This window comes from Pseudoduganella ginsengisoli, from assembly GCF_009720865.1.
Classification (GTDB): domain Bacteria; phylum Pseudomonadota; class Gammaproteobacteria; order Burkholderiales; family Burkholderiaceae_D; genus Rugamonas; species Rugamonas ginsengisoli.
In genome coordinates, this window is record NZ_WNLA01000021.1 from 46,115 (window position 1) to 68,759 (window position 22,645).

A 22,645-nucleotide genomic window follows, 5' to 3' on the forward strand; every position below is an offset into this window, starting at 1 on the left:
GCAACTATCGACACGGGGATTTTGGATGAACAATCGCGATCGCGACCTGGCCAAGCTTCAAAACGCCATCCTTCAGCAACGCCTGCAAAAACGCATGAAGGAGCGCGCCGCCACACAGGATGGCCATAGCGCCATTGCGCCGGCCGACCGCAACGCGCCCCTGCCCCTGTCGTTTTCCCAGCAGCGCCTGTGGTTTGTCGACCAGCTGGACCGCGAAGCCGGCGCCGCCTATCACATGGCGGCGGGACTGCGCCTGAGCGGCACGCTGCACACGGCAACCCTGCAGGCCGCGCTGGACCGCATCGTGGCGCGCCATGAAGTACTGCGCACCACACTGGTCGGCGTTGGCGGTCAGCCGTCGCAAGTCATTGCCCCGGCCGATACCGGCTTTGCACTGGCCGTACGCGACTTGACGGCGCTGGACGCCGCCGCGCAGGCTGACGCCATTACCGCCATCAGCAAACAGGAAGCGCAGGCGCCGTTTGACCTCGGCACGGGCCCGCTGATCCGCGGCCAGTTGCTGCGCCTGGCCGACGACGAACACATTTTGCTGGTCACGAAGCACCACATCATTTCCGATGGCTGGTCCAGCGCCGTGCTGGTACGGGAAATCGCCGCGCTGTATGGCGCCTTTGCAGAAGGCCGCCCTGACCCGCTGCCGCCGCTGGCCATCCAGTACGCCGATTACGCGGCATGGCAGCACAGCCAGCTGCAAGGCGAACGGCTGCAGGGCCATGTGGACTTCTGGAAAGCGCACCTGGCCGGCGCGCCGGAATTGCTGGACGTGGCGGCAGACCGTCCCCGTCCCGCACAACAGAACTACGACGGCGCGGTATGCCGCTTTTCACTGCCCGCCGCCCTGGCCGACGGGTTGAAAGCGCTGAGCCAGCGCCATGGCGCCACGCTGTTCATGACGATGCTGGCCGCGTGGTCGGCGCTGCTGGCGCGCCTCAGCGGCCAGCACGACCTCGTCATCGGCACGCCTGTCGCCAACCGTCCGCACGCGGAACTGGAACCGCTGATCGGCTTCTTCGTCAATACGCTGGCCTTGCGCGTGCAGCTGGACGATGACACCGGCGTGGCGGCGCTGCTGCAACAAGTCAAAGCTTCGACCCTGCAGGCTTACGAACATGCGGAACTGCCGTTCGAGCAAGTGGTGGAAGCGCTGCAGCCGGTGCGCAGCATGAGCTACAGCCCGCTGGTGCAAGTGACAGTCAGCTTGAACAACACGCCGGGCGACACCACCTTGCGCCTGCCCGGCCTGGCTATCACGCCGATGGAACAGGCGCACCACAGTGCGCAATTTGATTTGAACCTGGCGCTGAATGACCATGGCGACAGCATGACGGGCGAATTGCGCTACGCCACGGCGCTGTATGACGCCGCGTCCATCGAGCGCATGGCAGGCTATTTCCAGCGCCTGCTGGCCGCCATGGTGGCCGACGACCAGCAACCCATCAGCCGCATTGCACTGCTGGACGATCCCCAGCGCACGCAATTGCTGGTGCAGTTCAACGACAATGCGCGGCCGTATCCGAAAGACGGCATGATCCACCGCTTGTTCGAAGAGCAGGCCGCCACCCGCCCTGATGCAACGGCGCTGGTCTTCGATGGCCGGAACATCAGCTATGCGCAGCTCAATGCGCACGCCAACGCCATCGCCCACCATTTGCTGGAACTGGGCGTCCAGCCGGACGACCGCGTCGGCCTCTGTGCGCTGCGCGGCATCGACATGGTGGCGGCCATGCTGGGTATCCTGAAAGCAGGCGGCGCCTATGTGCCTCTGGATCCTGAATACCCTGCCGAGCGCCTGGCGTTCATGCTGGCCGACTGCGCGCCGGTCGCCGTGCTGTGCGCGCCGGAACTGGCGCACAAGCTGCCGCCGCTGTCCACGCCGCAGCAGTCCATCCCCCTTTTGCCGCTGGACCATCCACGCTACGCGTATGGCGCGCCGAAACACCATGCGAACCCGGTGCTGCCGCAACTGACCGCGCGCCACCTGGCGTACGTGATTTATACGTCGGGTTCCACAGGCAACCCGAAAGGCGTGATGATCGAGCACCACAACGTGCTGCAACTGGTCATCAACGAACCGTGCGTGCAAATCCAGGCGGACGACAAAGTGGCGTTCTGCGCCAACCCTGCGTTCGACGCATCGACGTGGGAAGTGTGGATCACGCTGCTGAACGGCGCCACCCTGGTGGTCGTACCGCATGCCGTGCTGCTGGACCCGCAGGCATTCGGCGCGCTGCTGCAACAGCAGGCTGTCACCATCCTGCACCTGACCGTGGGCCTGTTCCACCAGTATGCAACGCCGCTGGCGCACGTATTCCGCAAGCTGAATTACCTCGTGTTCGGCGGCGACCAGGCCAGTCTGGCCGTGGTGGCCAACGTGCGCAAGCACAGCGCGCCGCGCCACCTGCTGCACACGTATGGCCCGACGGAGACCACGACCTTTACCGTCACGCTGGAAGTCGACGATGCGATCCACTCGGCCCACTCGCTGTCGATCGGCCGTCCAATCGCCAATACGCACCTGTACATCCTGGACCGCCACCTGCAACCCGTACCGCTGGGCGTGGCGGGAGAGCTGTATATCGGCGGCGCCGGTGTGGCGCGCGGCTATTTGAACCGCCCGGAATTGACGCAGGAGCGCTTTATTCCCGATCCGTTCAGCGGGGTTCCCGGTGCGCGCCTGTACAAAACCGGCGACCTGGGACGCTGGGCGCCGAATGGCTGCATTGATTTCCTGGGCCGTAACGACTTCCAGGTCAAGATCCGCGGCTTCCGCATTGAACTGGGCGAAATCGAAGGCCGCCTGCTGGAATGCGACGGCGTGCGCGAAGCCGTCGTACTGGCGCGCCAGGACCAGCCGGGCGACAAGCGCCTGGTGGCTTACCTGCTGGCCGAAGACGGCGCCACGCTGACCGCGGCAGCGCTGCGCAGCGCGCTGTCGGCCAGCCTGGCGGAATACATGATCCCCAGCGCCTTCGTCACCTTGGATGCGTATCCGCTGACGCCAAACGGCAAGCTGGACCGCCGCGCCCTGCCCGCCCCTGACAGCGCCGCGCTGGCCACGCGCGAATATGAAGCGCCGCAAGGCGCCACGGAACACGCCATAGCCGCCATATGGCAGGAATTGCTGGGCGCAGAGCGCGTGGGCCGCAATGATCACTTCTTTGAACTGGGCGGCCATTCGCTGAAAGCCGTGCGCATGGTGGCGCGGCTGCGCGAACAGCTGGGTGTGGACCTGACGCTGCGCGCGCTGTTTGCGCAGCCGACGCTGGCCGAATTTGCCGCGCTGGCCGAAGGCGCGCAGCACACAGGGATGGGCGCCACGATGGGTGTCATTATCCCGGCGGACCGCAGCGCACCGCTGCCGCTGTCGTTTGCCCAGCAGCGCCTGTGGTTCGTCAGCCAGCTCGATCACAACGCCAGCCTGGCGTACCACATGCCGGCCGCGCTGCGCCTGAAAGGCCGCCTGGACGGAGGCGCGCTGCAAGCGGCGCTGGACCGCATCGTGGCCCGCCACGAAGTACTGCGCACTACGCTGGTTGAAGCCGATGGCGCGCCCGTGCAGCGCATCGGCGCGCCGGATTGCGGCTTCGCATTGGGCCACCGCGACCTGTGCCACCTGAGCGGCCATGAACAGGCAGCCGCCGTGGCCCGGTTCAGCACCGACGAAGCCAGCCAGCCATTTGACCTGGCAACGGGTCCGCTGATCCGTGGCCAGTTGCTGCGCCTGTCCGAAGCAGAGCATGTACTGCTGATCACGCAGCACCACATCGTGTCCGATGGCTGGTCCAGCGCCGTGCTGGTGCGCGAATTGTCGGCGCTGTATGCGGCGTTTTCGCAAGGCTTGCCCGACCCGCTGCCGCCGCTGGCCATCCAGTACGCGGACTATGCGGCATGGCAGCGCGACTGGCTGCAGGGCGACATGCTGCAAGCGCAGCGCGCATTCTGGACCAGCCACCTGTCCGGCGCACCGGAATTGCTGGAATTGCCGACCGACCGTCCCCGTGGCGCAAAACAAAGCTATGCGGGCAGCGTGCAGCAAGTGGTGCTGCCATCCGCCCTCAGCGACAGCCTGAAGGCGCTGAGCCAGCGCCATGGCGCAACCTTGTTCATGACCTTGCTGGCCGCATGGTCGGCGCTGCTGTCGCGCCTCAGCGGCCAGGGCGACGTCGTCATCGGCACGCCCGTGGCCAACCGCCGGCGCGCGGAAGTCGAACCGCTGATTGGCTTCTTCGTCAATACGCTGGCATTGCGCGTCACGCTGGAACCGGAAACCACGGTGGCAGGCTTGCTGCAGCAAGTCAAAGCCACGGCTATCCACGCATATGACCATGCAGACCTGCCGTTTGAACAAGTAGTCGATGCGCTGGCGCCCAACCGCAGCATGAGCCACAGCCCCCTGTTCCAGGCCATGTTCAGCATGACGCCGGAGGGCGGCCGGCTGGCGATGCCGGGACTGGAAGTGTCCGATGCAGGCCAGGTGCACGAAGTGGCGCAATTCGACTTGAGCCTGGCGCTGACCGATGCGGACAGCCACATTGAAGGTTCGCTGCGCTACAACAGCGATTTGTATGATGCATCGACCATCGCGCGCATGCTGGAACACTATGTACTGCTGCTGTCGGGCATGGTGCAGGACGACCAGCTGGCGGTCAGCCGCATCGATATCCTGCCTGCCGCACAGCGCCAGCAATTGCTGGGTGAATTCAATGGCGATGGCGCGGCGTTCGCCAGTGACCACCTGATGCACCAGCAATTCGAAGCGCAGGCTGCCGCGCGTCCCGATGCGGTAGCCGTCGTCTGCGATGGCGAAACGCTGACCTACGACCAGCTGAACCGCCGCGCCAACCAGCTGGCGCACCGCCTGATGGCGCAGGGCGTGGGCCCGGACAGCCGCGTGGCCATCTGCGTCGAACGCGGCATCGGCATGGTGGTCGGCTTGCTGGCCATCCTGAAGGCGGGCGGCGGTTACGTGCCGCTCGACCCGAACTACCCGGCCGACCGCCTGGCCTATATGCTGGGCGACTGCGAACCGGCTGCGCTGGTCACGCAATCGAGCCTGGCAGGAACCCTGCCCGCCACGGCAGCGCCCGTCGTGCTGCTGGACGACGATGCCGATGCCCCGGAACATAACCCGGCTGTCGATGGCCTGGCGCCGCACCACCTGGCGTACATCATTTACACGTCCGGCTCCACCGGCATGCCGAAAGGCGTGATGATCGAGCACGCCAATGTCGCGCGCCTGTTCACGGCGACCGGTCACTGGTTCGGCTTTAACCACAACGACGTGTGGACGCTGTTCCACTCGTTCGCGTTTGACTTCTCCGTGTGGGAACTGTGGGGTGCGCTGGCCTATGGCGGCCGCCTGGTCGTCGTGCCGTACGCCGTCAGCCGCTCGCCGCAAGAGTTTTACGCACTGCTGTCGCGCGAAGGCGTGACGGTGCTGAACCAGACGCCAAGCGCGTTCCGCCAGCTGGTGGCGGCGCAGGCCGGCAGCACCTTGCCGCACAGCCTGCGCACCGTCGTCTTCGGCGGCGAAGCGCTGGACGTGGCCGCGCTGCGTCCTTGGTACCACGACAGCCGCAACGGCGCCACGCAGCTGGTGAACATGTACGGCATCACGGAAACCACGGTGCACGTCAGCTACCGCGCGCTGTCGCCTGCCGACTGCGAACGGGCCGGCAGCAGCCCGATCGGCCGCCAGATTCCCGACCTGCAAATCCACATCCTGGATCCGCACGGCCAGCTGGTGCCGATCGGCGTGGCCGGTGAAATGTACGTGGGCGGCGCCGGTGTGGCGCGTGCTTACCTGAACCGTCCGGAATTATCCAGCCAGCGCTTTATTGCCGATCCATTCAGCCAGCGTCCGGGCGCGCGCCTGTACCGCACGGGCGACGTGGCGCGCCGCCTGCCCGACGGCAGCATTGATTACATCGGCCGTATCGACTTCCAGGTCAAGATCCGCGGCTTCCGTATCGAACTCGGTGAAATCGAAGCAAAACTGGCTGCGTGCGCCGGTGTGCGCGATGCATTCGTGCTGGTGCGCGAGGATACGCCGGGCGACAAGCGCCTGGTTGCGTATTACACCGTCAATGAGGCGGAAACCACTGCGGAAGCGCTGCGCACTGCCCTGCTGCAGCAACTGCCGGACTACATGGTGCCTGCGGCCTACGTGCAGCTGGACACCTTGCCGCTGACGGCCAACGGTAAACTCGACCGCAAGGCGCTGCCTGCGCCGGACAGCACGGCTTATGCCCGCCATGAATACGTGGCGCCGCAAGGCCCCGTGGAAACCGCCCTCAGCGACATCTGGTGCGAAGTACTGGGCCTGGAGCGTGCCGGTATCCACGACAATTACTTCGACATCGGCGGCGACTCGATCCGCAGTATCGGCATCGTGGCCAAAGCCAAGGAACGCGGCCTGGACCTGGCCATAGTCGACCTGTTCCAGCATCCGACCATTGCAGCCCTGGCGGCGGCGCTGGCCCAGCGTGGCGATGGACAAGTACAGGAACCGGCAGCGGAATTGCCGGCCATCAGTGAAGACGATGCCGCGAAACTGCCGGCCGCCGTGGAAGACGCCTACCCCGTCACCATGCTGCAAATGGGGATGATTTTCCATAACGAGCTGGCGCAAGGCAGCGGCTTGTACCATGACGTGTTCAGCAACTACCTGGCGCTGCCCGCATGGGATGAACAAGCGCTGCGCGTGGTGCTGGCGGCGCTGGTGCGCAAGCATCCCGTGCTGCGCACCGGCTTCGACCTGCGCCACTACAGCGAACCGCTGCAACTGGTGTACCGCGACGCGGCCATTCCGCTGACCGTCACCGACATCAGCACGCTGGACACGGCGGCGCAAGATGCGCTGATCGGCCGCTTCATCGATGCGGAGCGCCAGACCAGCTTTGACTTAAGCAGCGCGCCGCTGCTGCGCATCTTCGTGCACGTGCGGGGTCCGAAAGCCATCCAGTACACGCTGAGCTTCCACCACGCGATCCTCGATGGCTGGAGCGTGGCGTCGCTGCAAACGGAATTGTTCAACGCGTACTTTGCGCTGATTGAGTCCGGCGAGCGCACGCTGGAACTGCCTGCGCTGGCATTGACGCCGAAAGCCACGGCGACCCGCGAGCGCCAGGCGCTGGCATCCAGGCAGCAACAGGCGTTCTGGCAAACCTACCTGGCGGACCACCAGCATACGCCGCTGCCGCCGGCCGATGGCCCGGTTGCTGAAGAAATGGAGCGCACGCGCGGCATGCACGTCGATGCGGACGTCGCGGCATCCCTGCAATCACTGGCGCAAACCCTGGCAGTGCCGCTGCGCACGGTGTTGCTGTGCGCCCACCTGCGTGTCGCGTCCATGCTGGACGGTTCCGATGATGTCACGGTCGGCATGATTTGCAATGTCCGTCCCGAGCTGGCGGACGGTGACAAAGTCCTGGGCCTGTTCCTCAACACGCTGCCGCTGCGCCAGCACTTGCCGCGCGCCAGCTGGACGGATTTGATCCGCCAGACCTATGCCAACGAACTGGACGTGCTGGCGCACCGCCACTATCCGTACTTCCAGCTGCACGCGGATAACGGCCGCAATCCGTTCTACGACATCACGTTCAATTACACGAACTTCCACGTGTATGACGATTTGAAGGCTGCCCCGGTACAGGAAGGCTACAACAAGGCATTTGAAGCGACGGGCTATGGCCTGGACGTGAATTTCAACGTGAAGCCGGGACGCGGCATCCACGTGGAACTCAACACCAGCAGCCTGTCCGCCGCGCAGACCGGGCGCATCCTGGGCTATTTTGAAGCCGTGCTGGCCGATATCGCCCGCCATCCGGACGCCGGTCACCACGCATCGGATTTCCTTGCAGCGCCGGAACGGGAATTGGTGGAACACGTGTTCCCGGCCACCGCTGCTACACCGGCACCAGCGCCGCAAACGCTGGTCCAGCAAGCATTTGAAGCGCAAGCCGCCAGCCATCCGGATACCCCGGCTTTGGTCTTCGATGGCGCCATCGTCAGCTATGGCGAATTGAATGCGCGCGCCAACCGGCTGGCGCATGCGTTGCGCAGCTCCGGCGTGCAGCCGGACCAGCGCGTGGCCATTTGCCTGCCGCGCGGCATCGACATGGTGGTCAGCATGCTGGCCGTGCTCAAGTCAGGTGGCGGCTACGTGCCGCTCGATCCGGCCTACCCGGCCCAGCGCCTCGCCTACATGGTGGACGACAGCGCCCCGGCGGCAGTCATCACCCGCACCGCGCAACTGGCTATGCTGCCAGCACTGGACGTGCCCGTGCTGGCGCTCGACAGCATGGAAACGCAACTGATGGAGCTGCCGGACGCGAACCCCGATGCCGCCGCCATGGGCTTGCACAGCGGCCACCTGGCTTATGTGATTTATACGTCCGGCTCGACGGGCCAGCCGAAAGGCGTGATGGTCACGCACGCCAACACCGTGCACCTGGTGCAAGGCCACGTTGCCGCCACCGGCCTGACGGGCTGCGACCGCGTGCTGCAATTCGCATCGTTCAGCTTTGACGTGTCGGTGGGCGAAGTGTTCCCGGCGCTGTCAGTTGGCGCCACGCTGGTCATGCGTCCCGCCGATATGGTGGCGCCAGACCAGCGCTTCCTGGATTTCCTCGACCTGTACCAGGTGACCGTGTGCGACTTGCCGACCGCGTTCTGGCACCAGTGGGCCCAGGATGAAAGTCTCAAGCAGCGTGCCATGCCGTCGCTGCGGCTCGTGATTGTCGGCGGTGAAAAAGCGGAAACCCGCCACCTGGCGGCATGGATGGCGGCGCCCGGCCTTGTCAACTGCCGCTGGCTCAATGCGTACGGCCCGACGGAAGCCACGGTTACCGCCACCACCATCGCCTATGGCCGCAACGACGCGCTGCCTTGCGGCGCCATCCCGATTGGCCGTCCGCTGGCCAATACGCAAGTGCGCATCCTCGACGCGCATCTGCGCGCCGTACCGCTGGGCGTAGCCGGTGAAATCTACATCGGCGGCGCCGGTGTGGCGCGCGGCTACCTGAACCGTCCGGAATTGACGGCCGAGCGCTTTATCGACGACCCAGCCACGCCCGGCGGCCGCCTGTACCGCACGGGCGACCTGGGACGGTGGAATACGGATGGCACCATCGCCTACCTGGGCCGCCGCGACTTCCAGGTCAAGATCCGCGGTTTCCGCATCGAACTGGGTGAAATCGAAGCCAGGCTGGCGGCCTGCAACGGCGTACGCGAAGCGCTGGTGGTGGTGCGGGAAGACCAGCCTGGCGACAAGCGCCTGGTAGCCTACGTCATTGCGCAGGACGGCGCATCCGTGCCGCCTTCCGCCCTGCGCACCGAACTGTCGGCTGAATTGGCCGACTACATGGTGCCGGCCGCCTTCGTGCAACTGGCGGCATTCCCCGTCACGCCGAACGGCAAGATCGACCAGAAAGCGCTGCCCGCACCGGATGGCGCCGCAGTGGCCGGCCGCGTCTACCATGCGCCGCAAGGTCCCGTGGAAACCGCCATTGCCGGTATCTGGCAAACGTTGCTGGGCGTTCAGCAGGTTGGCCGCGACGATAACTTCTTCGAACTGGGCGGCCATTCACTGATGGTGGTGCGCCTGATCGAACAAATGCGCGCCGCGCACTTGGCGCTGGACGTGGGCACCGTCTTTGCCGCCCCCACCGTGGCGTCCATGGCGGCCGCCATTGCCGGGCAGGCAGCTACCGGTTTCACGGCTCCGCCCAACCTGATTCCAGCCAATTGCAGCGCCATCACGCCGGACATGCTGCCGCTGGTGGCGCTGACGCAGCAGCAGATCGGCCAGATTGCCGCCACCGTGCCGCAGGGTGCTGCCGGTATCCAGGATATCTATCCGCTGGGCCCTCTGCAGGAAGGCATTTTGTTCCACCATATGCTGTCGCCGGAAAACGACGCCTACCGCCTGCGCTCGACACTGGCCTTTGACAGCCGCAGCCGCCTGGATGCTTTTGTCGGCGCACTGCAGCAAATCATCAGCCGCCACGACATCCTGCGCACGACGATCCGCTGGGCCGGCTTGCCGCACGCTGTGCAAGTGGTGCTGCGCGACACGCAATTGCCTGTCACGGAAGTGGCGCTGGCGGCAGGCGGCGACGCCACCGCGCAATTCCTCGCGCTGACGGATCCGCGCCAGGCCAGCCTGCCGCTGGACAGCGCCCCGCTGCTGCGCGCCACCATTGCCGCCAACCCGGAAACGGGCGAATGGCTGCTGGCCCTGCTGCACCACCACATCGTGTGCGACCACGTCACCATTGAATTGATGATGACGGAATTGCAGGTGCTGATGCATCGTGGCGCGGCATACCTGGCGCCATCGCTGCCTTACCGGAATTTCATTGCACAGACGCTGGCCACGCCGGCCACCGAACACGAAGCCTATTTCAAGCGCAAGCTGGGCGACGTCAGCGAACCCACGGCGGCATTCGGCGTGCTCAATGTGCAGGGTGACGGCGGTCCGCTCGATGAAGTGCACGTGGAGCTGGACGCCGGCGTGTCCGCTGCGGTGCGTGACGCGGCCCGCAAGGCCGGCGTAACCCCGGCAGTATTGTTCCACGCCGCCATGGCCCGCATGCTGGCGCAATGCAGCGGGCGCGACGACGTGGTATTCGGCTCCGTGATGTCGGGCCGCCTGCAAGGTTCCGAAGGCGTAGGCCAGGTGCTGGGCATGTTCATCAATACGCTGCCGATCCGCATCACGCTGGAAGGCCGCAATGCGCGTGAACTGGTCAGTGAAACTTATGCCAGCCTGCGCGAATTGCTGGACCACGAACAGGCATCGCTGGCCATGGCCCAGCGCTGCAGCGGCGTGACGCCGCCGATGCCGCTGTTCACGGCGCTGTTCAACTTCCGCCACAGCCATCACGATACGTCGGCCGATGCGGGCGTGGCGGCGGAAAGCGCATGGGACGGTATCCGCTCGCTGTCCAACGATGAGCGCAGCAATTACCCGCTCACCGTCAACGTCGATGATTTCGGCCACGGATTTGGCATCAGCGCCCAGTGCACGCACGGCATCAGCGCGGCACGGGTGGGCGCTTACCTGCAAACCGCCATGGCCAGCCTGATTTCCGCACTGGAATCGGGCGGAGACCAGCAGGCCAGCCTGCTGACTATCCTGCCATCCGAAGAACGCCTGCAATTGCTGGGTGAATTCAATGGCGATGGCGCGGCGTTCGCCAGTGACCACCTGATGCACCAGCAATTCGAAGCGCAGGCTGCCGCCCGTCCTGATGCGGTGGCCGTCGTCTGCGATGGCGAAACGCTGACCTACGACCAGCTGAACCGCCGCGCCAACCAGCTGGCGCACCGCCTGATGGCGCAGGGCGTGGGCCCGGACAGCCGCGTGGCCATCTGCGTCGAACGCGGCATCGGCATGGTGGTCGGCTTGCTGGCCATCCTGAAGGCGGGCGGCGGTTACGTGCCGCTCGACCCGAACTACCCGGCCGACCGCCTGGCCTATATGCTGGGCGACTGCGAACCGGCTGCGCTGGTCACGCAAGCGAGCCTGGCAGGAACCCTGCCCGCCACGGCAGCGCCCGTCGTGCTGCTGGACGATGCTTTCCAAGGCCCGGACCATAACCCTACCGTCGACGGCCTGGCGCCGCACCACCTGGCGTACATCATTTACACGTCCGGCTCCACCGGCATGCCGAAAGGCGTCATGATCGAGCACGCCAATGTCGCGCGCCTCTTCTCGGCCACGGACCACTGGTTCGGCTTCAACCACACCGACGTGTGGACGCTGTTCCACTCGTTCGCGTTTGACTTCTCCGTGTGGGAACTGTGGGGCGCGCTGGCCTATGGCGGCCGCCTGGTCGTCGTACCGTACGCCGTCAGCCGCTCGCCGCAAGAGTTTTATGCGCTGCTGTCGCGCGAAGGCGTGACGGTGCTGAACCAGACGCCAAGCGCGTTCCGCCAGCTGGTGGCGGCGCAGGCCGCAAGTACCTTGCCGCACAGCCTGCGCACCGTCGTCTTCGGCGGCGAAGCGCTGGACGTGGCCGCGCTGCGTCCGTGGTACCAGGACAGCCGCAACGGCGCCACGCAGCTGGTGAACATGTACGGCATCACGGAAACCACGGTGCACGTCAGCTACCGCGCGCTGTCGCCTGCCGACTGCGAACGGGCCGGCAGCAGCCCGATCGGCCGCCAGATTCCCGACCTGCAAATCCACATCCTGGATCCGCATGGCCAGCTGGTCCCGATCGGCGTGGCCGGTGAAATGTACGTGGGCGGCGCCGGTGTGGCGCGCGCTTACCTGAACCGTCCGGAATTATCCAGCCAGCGCTTTATTGCCGATCCGTTCAGCCAGCGTCCGGGCGCGCGCCTGTACCGCACGGGCGACGTGGCGCGCCGCCTGCCCGACGGCAGCATTGATTACATCGGCCGCATCGACTTCCAGGTCAAGATCCGCGGCTTCCGCATCGAACTCGGTGAAATCGAAGCGAAACTGGCTGCGTGCGCCGGTGTGCGCGATGCATTCGTGCTGGTGCGTGAAGATACGCCGGGCGACAAGCGCCTGGTTGCGTATTACACCGTCAATGAGGCGGAAACCACTGCGGAAGCGCTGCGCACTGCCCTGCTGCAGCAACTGCCGGACTACATGGTGCCTGCGGCCTACGTGCAGCTGGACACCTTGCCGCTGACGGCCAACGGTAAACTCGACCGCAAGGCGCTGCCTGCGCCGGACAGCACGGCTTATGCCCGCCATGAATACGTGGCGCCGCAAGGCCCCGTGGAAACCGCCCTCAGCGACATCTGGTGCGAAGTACTGGGCCTGGAGCGTGCGGGTATCCACGACAATTACTTCGACATCGGCGGCGACTCGATCCGCAGTATCGGCATCGTGGCCAAAGCCAAGGAACGCGGCCTGGACCTGGCCATAGTCGACCTGTTCCAGCATCCGACCATTGCAGCCCTGGCGGCGGCGCTGGCCCAGCGTGGCGATGGACAAGTACAGGAACCGGCAGCGGAACTGCCGGCCATCAGTGAAGACGATGCCGCGAAACTGCCGGCCACCGTGGAAGACGCCTACCCCGTCACCATGCTGCAAATGGGGATGATTTTCCATAACGAGCTGGCGCAAGGCAGCGGCTTGTACCACGACGTGTTCAGCAACTACCTGGCGCTGCCCGCATGGGATGAACAAGCGCTGCGCGTGGTGCTGGCGGCGCTGGTGCGCAAGCATCCGGTGCTGCGCACCGGCTTCGACTTGCGCCACTACAGCGAACCGCTGCAACTGGTGTATCACGACGCGGCCATTCCGCTGACCGTCACCGACATCAGCACGCTGGACACAGCGGCGCAAGATGCGCTGATCGGCCGCTTCATCGATGCCGAACGCCAGACCAGCTTTGATCTGGGCAGCGCGCCGCTGCTGCGCATCTTCGTACACGTGCGGGGTCCGAAAGCCATCCAGTACACGCTGAGCTTCCACCACGCGATCCTCGATGGCTGGAGCGTGGCGTCGCTGCAAACGGAATTGTTCAACGCGTACTTTGCGCTGATTGCATCCGGCGAGCGCACGCTGGAGCTGCCTGCGCTGGCATTGACGCCGAAAGCCACGGCGACCCGCGAGCGCCAGGCGCTGGCATCCAGGCAGCAACAGGCATTCTGGCAAACCTACCTGGCGGACCACCAGCATACGCCGCTGCCGCCGGCCGATGGCCCGGTTGCTGAAGAAATGGAGCGCACGCGTTCCGTGCACATTGAGGCAGGCATCACGGCAGCCTTGCAGGAACTGGCGCAAACACTGGCCGTGCCTGTGCGTACCGTGCTGCTGTGCGCCCACATGCAAGTGGTGTCCATGCTGGCGGGTAAAGATGACGTCACGACGGGCCTGGTCTGCAACGTCCGTCCGGAACTGGCCGACGGCGATAAAGTCCTCGGCCTGTTCCTGAACACGCTGCCATTCCGCCAGCGCCTGGCCGGCGCATCGTGGAGCGACCGTATCACGGCCACCTACCGCGATGAACTGGATGTGCTGGCGCACCGCCACTATCCCTACTTCCAGCTGTATGCGGACAATGGCCGTAATCCGCTGTATGACATTGCATTCAACTTCACGAACTTCCACGTGTACGAGGGCCTGTCGTCGGCGCCGCAGGAACAAGGCTTGCAGCAAGCGTTTGAAGCAACGGGCCACGGCCTCGGCGTCAATGTCAGCTATAGCGCGGCAGGCGGCATCGACGTGCAACTGAATCCCGGCAGCCTGTCGGTGGCGCAGACGGAACGCATCCTGGGCTATTACCAGGCGGCGCTGGCGGCCATGGCGGCCGATCCCCATGCCGTGCCGGACAGCTTCGCGCTGCTGGCGGCCGACGAACAGCACCAGTTGCGGCACGCATTCAATGCAACCGATGCGGATTTCGGCGATGTCCGCCTGATCCATCAGCGGTTCGAAGCCCAGGCGGCGGCGCGTCCCGATGCGTGTGCACTGGTCTTCGCAAACCAGTCGCTGACCTATGCGCAATTGAACGTGCGGGCCAACCAGCTGGCGCACCATTTGCGCGGCATGGGCGTGCAGCCGGACCAGCGCGTGGCCATCTGCGTCGAACGCGGCATCGACATGGTGGTGGGCCTGCTGGCCACACTGAAGGCAGGCGCCGCCTACGTGCCGCTGGATCCGGCCTATCCGGCCGAGCGCCTCACCTATATGGTGGAAGACTGCCAGCCTGCCGTCCTGCTGACGCAGCAGGCGCTGCTGGCCAACCTGCCTGCACAGCGCGTACCGGTACTGGCAATCGACGCCTTGGCCGCGGAACTGGCTGCGCAGCCTGCAAATAACCCGGCGGCCGACGCCATCGGCTTGCAAGGCAGCCATCTGGCTTACGTGATTTACACGTCCGGTTCGACGGGCCAGCCGAAAGGCGTAATGGTCCAGCATGCAGGCTTGTGCAACCTGGCCGCCGCGCAAATCGAACTGTTTGGCGTGCGTCCGGACAGCCGCGTGCTGCAATTCGTGTCGTTCAGCTTTGACGTGTGCATTTCCGAAATCACGATGGCGCTGTGCAGCGGCGCCGCCCTGCACCTGGCCGATGCAGCATCGCTGCTGCCGGGCGCCCCGCTGCTGGAGACGTTGAAACAGCGCGCCATTACGCACGTCAGCCTGCCGATGGCCGTGCTGGCCGCGCTGCCGCAAGACGCCGGCCTGGGTCCGCTGCAGGCGCTGATCGTCGGCGGCGAAGCGTTGCCTGCGCCGCTGGCCCGGCACTGGGGCAGCCGCTATGCGCTGTTCAATTCGTACGGCCCGACGGAAGCCACCGTGTGTGCGTCGAACTACCGCTGCATTGGCAACGAAGACGGTGCGGTGCCGATCGGCCGTCCGCTGGCCAACACGCACATCCACGTGCTGGACAGCCAGCTGCGTCCCGTGCCGCTGGGTGTGGCCGGTGAAATCCACATCGGCGGCGCCGGCGTGGCGCGCGGTTACCTGAACCGTCCGGAATTGACGGCGGAGCGCTTCATTGCCGATCCGTTCAGCGCTGTCCCGGGCGCCCGCCTGTACAAGACGGGCGACCAGGGCCGCTGGCTTGCCGATGGCAACCTGGAATTCATCGGCCGTACCGACTTCCAGGTCAAGATCCGCGGCTTCCGCATCGAACTGGGTGAAATCGAAAGCAGGCTGGCCGCGTGCAGCGGCGTGCGCGAAGCGGCAGTCGTCGTGCGCGAAGACCGGCCGGGCGACAAGCGGCTGGTGGCGTACGTGACAGGCGCCGAAGGCGTGACACCGGACGCGGCCACTCTGCGTGCGGAACTGGCTGCATCGCTGGCCGGCCACATGGTGCCGGATGCGTACGTGGTGCTGGAACGCTTCCCGCTGACGCCAAACGGCAAGCTCGATCGCAAGGCTTTGCCGGCGCCGTACCGCAGCCGCAATGACGCCGGTTACATGGCGCCACGCAATCCGGCCGAACAGCAGCTGGCCGATATCTGGGCCGATGTGCTGGGCCTGGACCGTGCAGGCATCCACGACAGCTTCTTTGAACTGGGCGGCAATTCGCTGCTGCTGGTGAAGATGCACGCGCGGCTGGACGGCCTGCATCCGGGCCGGTTGTCGATTGCCGACTACTTCAAGCACACGACGATCGCCGCGCTGGCGCAGTACCTGGACAGCGGAAACACGGCCAGCGCACGCCTGCCGGACGCGCTGTCGCGCGCGGAAATGCGGAAAAGCCGCCTCGCTCAAAAAAACACCCGCGCGCAGCGGGGAAACTAAGTGGTGAATAAAGCAGCAGCCAACATGGGAATGAATGCAATGAGCTACGACAGTAATCAGGATGACCGCATGGATGACGACGCCGGCGCCATCGCCATCATCGGCATGTCGGGACGTTTCGCCGAGGCGCACGACCTGGCCACGTTCTGGCAAAACCTGCGCAACGGTGTGGAATCCGTGCGCCCCGTCTCCGACGAAACATTGCTGGCAAACGGTGTCGATCCCGCCGAAATGGCCGACAAAAACTACATCAAGGTCGCGTCCACGCTGGACGGCGTGGACAGGTTCGATGCGGAATTCTTCGGCATCTCTCCGCGCGAAGCGGAAGTCATGGACCCGCAGCAGCGCCTTTTCCTGGAATGCGCATGGGAAGCGCTGGAACATGCCGGCTACGATCCCAAGGCGTATGCGGGCGCCATTGGCCTGTACGCAGGGACGGCGCTGAGCAGCTATCTGGTGCAAAACCTGATGCCGAACCGGCAGTTGCTGGCGTCCGTCGGCGACCGCCAGGTCTTGATGGTCAATGAAAAAGACTTCCTGTGCGGCCGCGTGGCATTCGAGCTGAATTTGCGGGGCCCGGCCGTCGTCGTACAAACGGCTTGCTCCACGTCGCTGGTGGCCGTGCACATGGCGTGCCAGAGCGTATTGAATGGCGAGTGCGACATGGCGCTGGCGGGCGGCGTGTCGATCCAGGCGCTGGAAAAACGGGGCTACCTGTACACGGAAGGCGGCTTGCTGTCGGCCGATGGCCACTGCCGCGCCTTCGACGCCAGCGCGACCGGCATCGTCACCGGCAATGGGCTGGGCATCGTGCTGTTGAAGCCCCTGGCCAACGCGCGCGCCGATGGCGACAATATCCTCGCCGTGATCCGTGGTTCCGCCATCAATAACGACGGCTCGGACAAGGCCAGCTTCACGGCGCCCAGCGTCGACGGCCAGGTGGCCGTCATCAGCGAAGCGCTGGCCATGTCCGGCGTCGACGCGGACACCATCAGCTACGTGGAAGCGCACGGCACCGGCACCATGCTGGGCGACCCGATTGAAATGAATGCGCTGAAGCAGGCGTTTGGCGCCACCACGGACCGCAAGCAGTTTTGCGCCGTGGGTTCGCTGAAAACCAACCTGGGCCACCTGGACGTGGCGGCCGGCGTTGCGGGCCTGATGAAAACCGTGCTGGCGCTGCAGCACCGTGAAATTCCCGCCAGCCTGCATTGCGAACGCCCTAACCCGCACATTGATTTCGACAACAGCCCGTTTTTCGTCAATACCGCGCTGAGGGAGTGGACCACAGACGGCGCGCCACGCCGCGCCGGCGTCAGCTCGTTCGGCATTGGCGGCACCAACGCGCACGTGGTGCTGGAAGAAGCGCCTGCCGTGCAAGCGGCCGCGCCATCGCGCGCCTGCCAGCTGCTGACGCTGTCGGCCCGTACGCCATCCGCGCTGGCCGCTTCCGCCAACCGCCTGGCGGACTTCCTCGCATCGCACCCGGACAGCAACCTGGCCGACGTGGCGCACACGTTGCAGCGCGGCCGCCATGCGTTTGCTTTCCGGCGCAGCATTGCATGCGGCAGCGTGGCCGCCGCCATTGACGCGCTGCGCGTCCCTGCACCGCACACCAAAGCCGGCGCCGCCCCGGAAGTCGTGTTCATGTTCCCCGGCGGCGGCACGCAATACATCGGCATGGGGCGCGAACTGTATGCATCGGAAGCGCTGTTCCGCGGCGTGATCGACGAATGCGCGCACATCCTGCTGCCCGTGCTGGGCCTGGACTTGCGCACCATCATGTTCCCGCCTGAAGAACAGGCCACCCAGGCTGCCGCCGCGCTGGACCAGACCCATATGGCGTTGCCCGCCCTGTTTGCGCTGGAATACGGCATTGCCCGACAACTGGAAGCGTGGGGCGTACGCGCCAGCGCCATGGTGGGCCACAGCCTGGGCGAATACGTGGCGGCATGCCTGGCCGGCGTGTTCACCTTGCCGGATGCGCTGCGCATCGTGGCGGAGCGTGGCCGTTTGATTTCCAGCCTGCCAACAGGGAATATGCTGGCCGTGCTGCAGTCGGCGGAACAAATTGCACCGCGCCTTGGCGACAACCTGTGGCTGGCCTGTGTCAACGCCAGCGGCGCCAGCACGATTTCCGGCACGCCGGAAGCCACGGAAAAACTGGCCGCCCAACTGGAAGCGGAAGGCATCGATTTCCAGCTGCTGCAAGGCTGGCCCGGTTCCCATTCCGGCCTGATGCAACCCATCCTGGAACAGTTCCGCGCCACGTTCAATGGCGTCACGCTGCATGCGCCGGCGCGTCCCTACCTGTCCAACCTGACCGGCGACTGGATCACAGCGGAGCAGGCCACCGATCCGGCCTACTGGGTTGCGCACTTGCGCAATACCGTGCAATTCGCGGGCTGTGTGCGCACGCTGCTGCAACATCCCGGCCGCGTCTATGTGGAAGTGGGTCCTGGCCATACGCTGAGCAACCTGCTCAAACGCGAAGCGGCAGGCAGCGGCCAGGCCGTGGCCAGCGTGACCACTATCCCGCGCCGCAGCCTCGACGGCGTTACGCCGCCCGGCAACAGCCTGGCCAGCGTGCTGCAGGCGCTGGGCCAGGCATGGGAACACGGCGTCACGCCGGACTGGGATGCCTTCTACGGCGATGAACAGCGGCGCCGTGTTGCGCTGCCAACGTATCCGTTCGAGCGCAAGCGCTACTGGGTCGAAGCGCCAAAGACGCCGTCGATGGCCGGCGCCGCCATGCCGCAAAGCTGGCACGACTTGCCGGCGGCGCAGGAACCGCAGCACGACGGTACGGACCATGCGCCCGCATTCACGCAGTATGGCCGCCCTGCGCTGCCGACCGCTTACGCTGCCGCGCAGACGGACACGGAAAAGGCGCTGTGCGCCATCTGGGAAAACCTGCTGGGCATCGCGCCGGTCGGCATCGATGACGACTTTTTCCTGCTGGGCGGCAGCTCGCTGATCGCCATCCAGCTGGCAGCCCGCATCCGCACCACGCTGCGGGTGGAACTGCCGCTGCGCACGCTGTTTGCCACGCCGACCGTGGCGGCGCAGGCGGCAGCCATCGCCAGCCTGGCCGGCGCCACCGCCGCAGCGCCGCTGCCGGTCTTGCAGCCACGCGCGCCCGGCAGCGTCGTACCGCTGTCGCTGGCCCAGCAGCGCCTGTGGTTTATCGACCAGCTGGACCACTCGGCCAGTGTCGCGTTCCACATCCCTGCCGCGCTGCGCCTGAAAGGCCGCCTCGATACGCCGGCGTTGCAGGCGACACTGGACCGCATCGTGGCGCGCCATGAAAGCTTGCGCACCCGGTTCGGCCACGCGGAAGGCCAGACCGTGCAAGTGATTGCCCCGCCCGATTGCGGCTTTGCCCTCACGGTGCGGGATTTGAGCAGCCTGTCCGGCCATGAACAGCAATTTGCCGTCACACAAATCAGCACCGATGAAGGCAGCGCGCCATTTGACTTGCAAACCGGGCCGCTGATCCGTGGCCAGTTGCTGCGCCTGGGCGATGAAGAACACATTTTGCTGATCACGCAGCACCACATCATTTCTGACGGCTGGTCGCTGGGCGTGCTGGTGGGCGAAGTGTCGGCGCTGTACGCGGCATTCAGCCAGGGCCAGCCCGACCCGCTGCCGCCGCTGGCGCTGCAATACGCGGATTACGCGGCATGGCAGCGTACATTGCTGGCCGGTCCCGCATGGCAGACGCAGACGGACTTCTGGAAAGCATGGCTGGGCGATGCCCCCGCGCTGCTGGCGTTGCCGACCGACCGTCCGCGCCCTGCCCAGCAAAGCTATGCGGGCAGCACCGTGCCGGTCACGTTCGGCCCGCAGCTGACGCAAGGATTGAAAGCACTGGGCCAGCGCCACGGCGCCACGCTGTTCATGACCTTGCTGACCGGCTGGGCAGCACTGCTGGCCCGCATCAGCGGCCAGGATGACGTGGTGGTGGGTACGCCGGTCGCGAACCGCCAGCTGGCGGAAGTGGAGCCGCTGATCGGCTTCTTCGTCAATACGCTGGCGCTGCGCGTGCGCCCGGACGGCAATGCCACCGTGGCTCAATTGCTGGCGCAAGTGCGGGCCGATGCGCTGCGCGCGTACGAGCACCAGGACTTGTCGTTCGACCAGGTGGTGGAAGCCGTGCAGCCGCCGCGCAGCATGAGCCACAGCCCCCTGTTCCAGGTCATGCTGAATTTGCACAATACGCCAAGCTACACGGAACTGGCCATGCCCGGCCTCGTATTCGAAGGCATCGAACAGGTACAGCATACGTCGCAGTATGACTTGATGCTGTCCGTGACGGATGCCGGCCATGAAATCAGCGGTGAAATCCGCTATGCCAGCGCCCTGTTCGAACGCGGCACCGTCGAACGCCTGGCCCGCTATCTGGAAGCGCTGCTGTCGGCCATGGCGGCGGACGACAGCCAGAAGCTGGGCCATATCGCGCTGCTCGATGCGCAGGAGCGGCAGCAAGTGCTGGCAGGCTTCAACGATACGGCAGCGCCGCGCAAACCGGACATGCTGCACCAGCTGTTTGAAGCGCAGGCCGCCGCGCAGCCGCAAGCCACTGCGCTGGTCTACGGCGGCGGCAGCGTGACGTATGGCGAGTTGAATACCCGCACCAACCGCATTGCCCATCATTTGATCGCACTGGGCGTTCGTCCGGAGCAGCGCGTGGCCCTGTTTGCACAGCGGGGCTTCGAACTGGTGACAGGCATGCTGGCCGTCATGAAGGCAGGCGGCGTGTATATGCCGCTCGATCCGGCCTATCCGGCGGAACGCCTGGCCTTCATGCTGTCCGATGGCGCGCCTGTCGCTGTGCTGGCGCAGCAGGCGCTGGCCGATACGCTGCCACTGCAGGCAGCGCCGGTCGTCGTGATCGACGGCATGGATTTCGCGGCCCAGCCGGAACACAATCCCGCCGTGGCCGAGCTGGACGACGACCATGCCGCGTATGTGATTTACACGTCCGGCTCCACCGGCAAACCCAAAGGCGTCGTGAACCTGCACGGAGGTTTGAGCAATCTGGCGCAAGCGCAAGCGGCGGCATTCGGCGTCTCGGCCGGCAGCCGCGTGCTGCAATTCGCGTCGTGCAGCTTTGACGCCAGCATTTCCGAAGTGGCGATGGCGCTGTGCAGCGGCGCCGCGCTGGTGCTGGCCGAACGTGAGGCGCTGTGGCCGGGCGAGCCGCTGCGGCACACGCTGGCGCAGCATGCGGTGACCCACGCCACGCTGCCATCGTCCGCACTGGCCGTCTATGCCGGCAGCGACGCGTTCGCGCCCATGACCTTGATCGTGGCAGGCGAAGCATGCCCGCCGGAGCTGGCCCGCCGCTGGGCCGCGCGCCACACGCTGTTCAATGCGTATGGCCCGACAGAGACGGCCGTGTGCGCGTCGATCTTCCGCTGCGACAGTGAGCGCGACGGCGTGTTGCCGATCGGCCGCCCCCTGGCCAATGCCCGCATTTATGTGCTGGACCAGTTCTTGCAGCCAGTGCCGCCGGGTGCGGCCGGTGAAATCTGCATCGGCGGCGCCGGTGTCGCGCGCGGTTACCTGAACCGTCCCGAATTGACGGCGGAACGCTTCATTGCCGACCCGTTCCTGACGGGAGAACGCCTGTACCGCACAGGCGACATGGGCCGGTGGCTGGACGACGGCAACCTGGCATTCCTGGGCCGCAATGACTTCCAGGTCAAGCTGCGCGGCTTCCGCATCGAGCCGGGTGAAATTGAAAACCAGTTGCTGGCATGCGACGGCGTGCGCGAAGCCGCCGTGATGATGCGGGAAGACCGTCCAGGCGACCAGCGCCTGGTGGCGTACGTGGCGCCGCACGCAGGCGTGCAATTGCAAACCGCCGCGCTGCGTGAACAGTTGGCGGCCCGCCTCGCGGAATACATGGTGCCTTCCGCCTTTGTCGTGCTGGATGCGCTGCCGCTGACGCACAACGGAAAACTCAACCGCGCCGCACTGCCGGCGCCGGACATCGAAGCCATGGGCGCACGCGTTTATGCGGCGCCGCAGGGCCCGACCGAACAGGCGCTGGCACGCATCTGGCAAGAGTTGCTGGGGATTGAGCAAGCGGGCCGGCACGACCACTTCTTTGAACTGGGCGGGCATTCGCTGCTGGCCGTGCAGCTGGCGGCGCGCATCCAGGATGCGCTGGGCGTGGCGCTGCCGCTGTCCACCGTGTTCCAGCACCCGACGCTGGAAGCGCTGGCCGGCTGCGTCGTCGATGCCGGCCTTGGCCAGTACGACGCGGCGGACATCGACCGGCTCGAACAGGAATTGGCCGATGAACTGGCCAACCTGTCGGATGAAGAAGTGGAACGCCTGCTGGCGCAGGACGGCGGTCTCTGAATAACCAGATTC

At 65.7% G+C, this 22,645-nt stretch carries 2 protein-coding genes; both read left to right on the forward strand.

The window, feature by feature from the left end:
• Positions 1–25 precede the first annotated feature (25 nt).
• The gene (locus tag GM668_RS24165) at positions 26–16,261 is read left to right on the forward strand and encodes a non-ribosomal peptide synthetase (protein WP_155441529.1); all 16,236 of its coding nucleotides are present in this window, start codon (positions 26–28) and stop codon (positions 16,259–16,261) included.
• Between the two features lie 24 nt (positions 16,262–16,285).
• Positions 16,286–22,633: a non-ribosomal peptide synthetase/type I polyketide synthase gene (locus GM668_RS24170; protein WP_155441530.1), complete on the forward strand. Its 6,348-nt coding sequence runs from the start codon at positions 16,286–16,288 to the stop codon at positions 22,631–22,633.
• Positions 22,634–22,645: the final 12 nt, after the last annotated feature.

What these genes read in the sequence shown, in the direction of transcription:
- GM668_RS24165 (WP_155441529.1), top strand. Translation starts at nt 26, where the DNA reads ATGAACAATCGCGATCGCGACCTGGCCAAGCTTCAAAACGCCATCCTT.
- GM668_RS24170 (WP_155441530.1), top strand. Translation starts at nt 16,286, where the DNA reads ATGGGAATGAATGCAATGAGCTACGACAGTAATCAGGATGACCGCATG.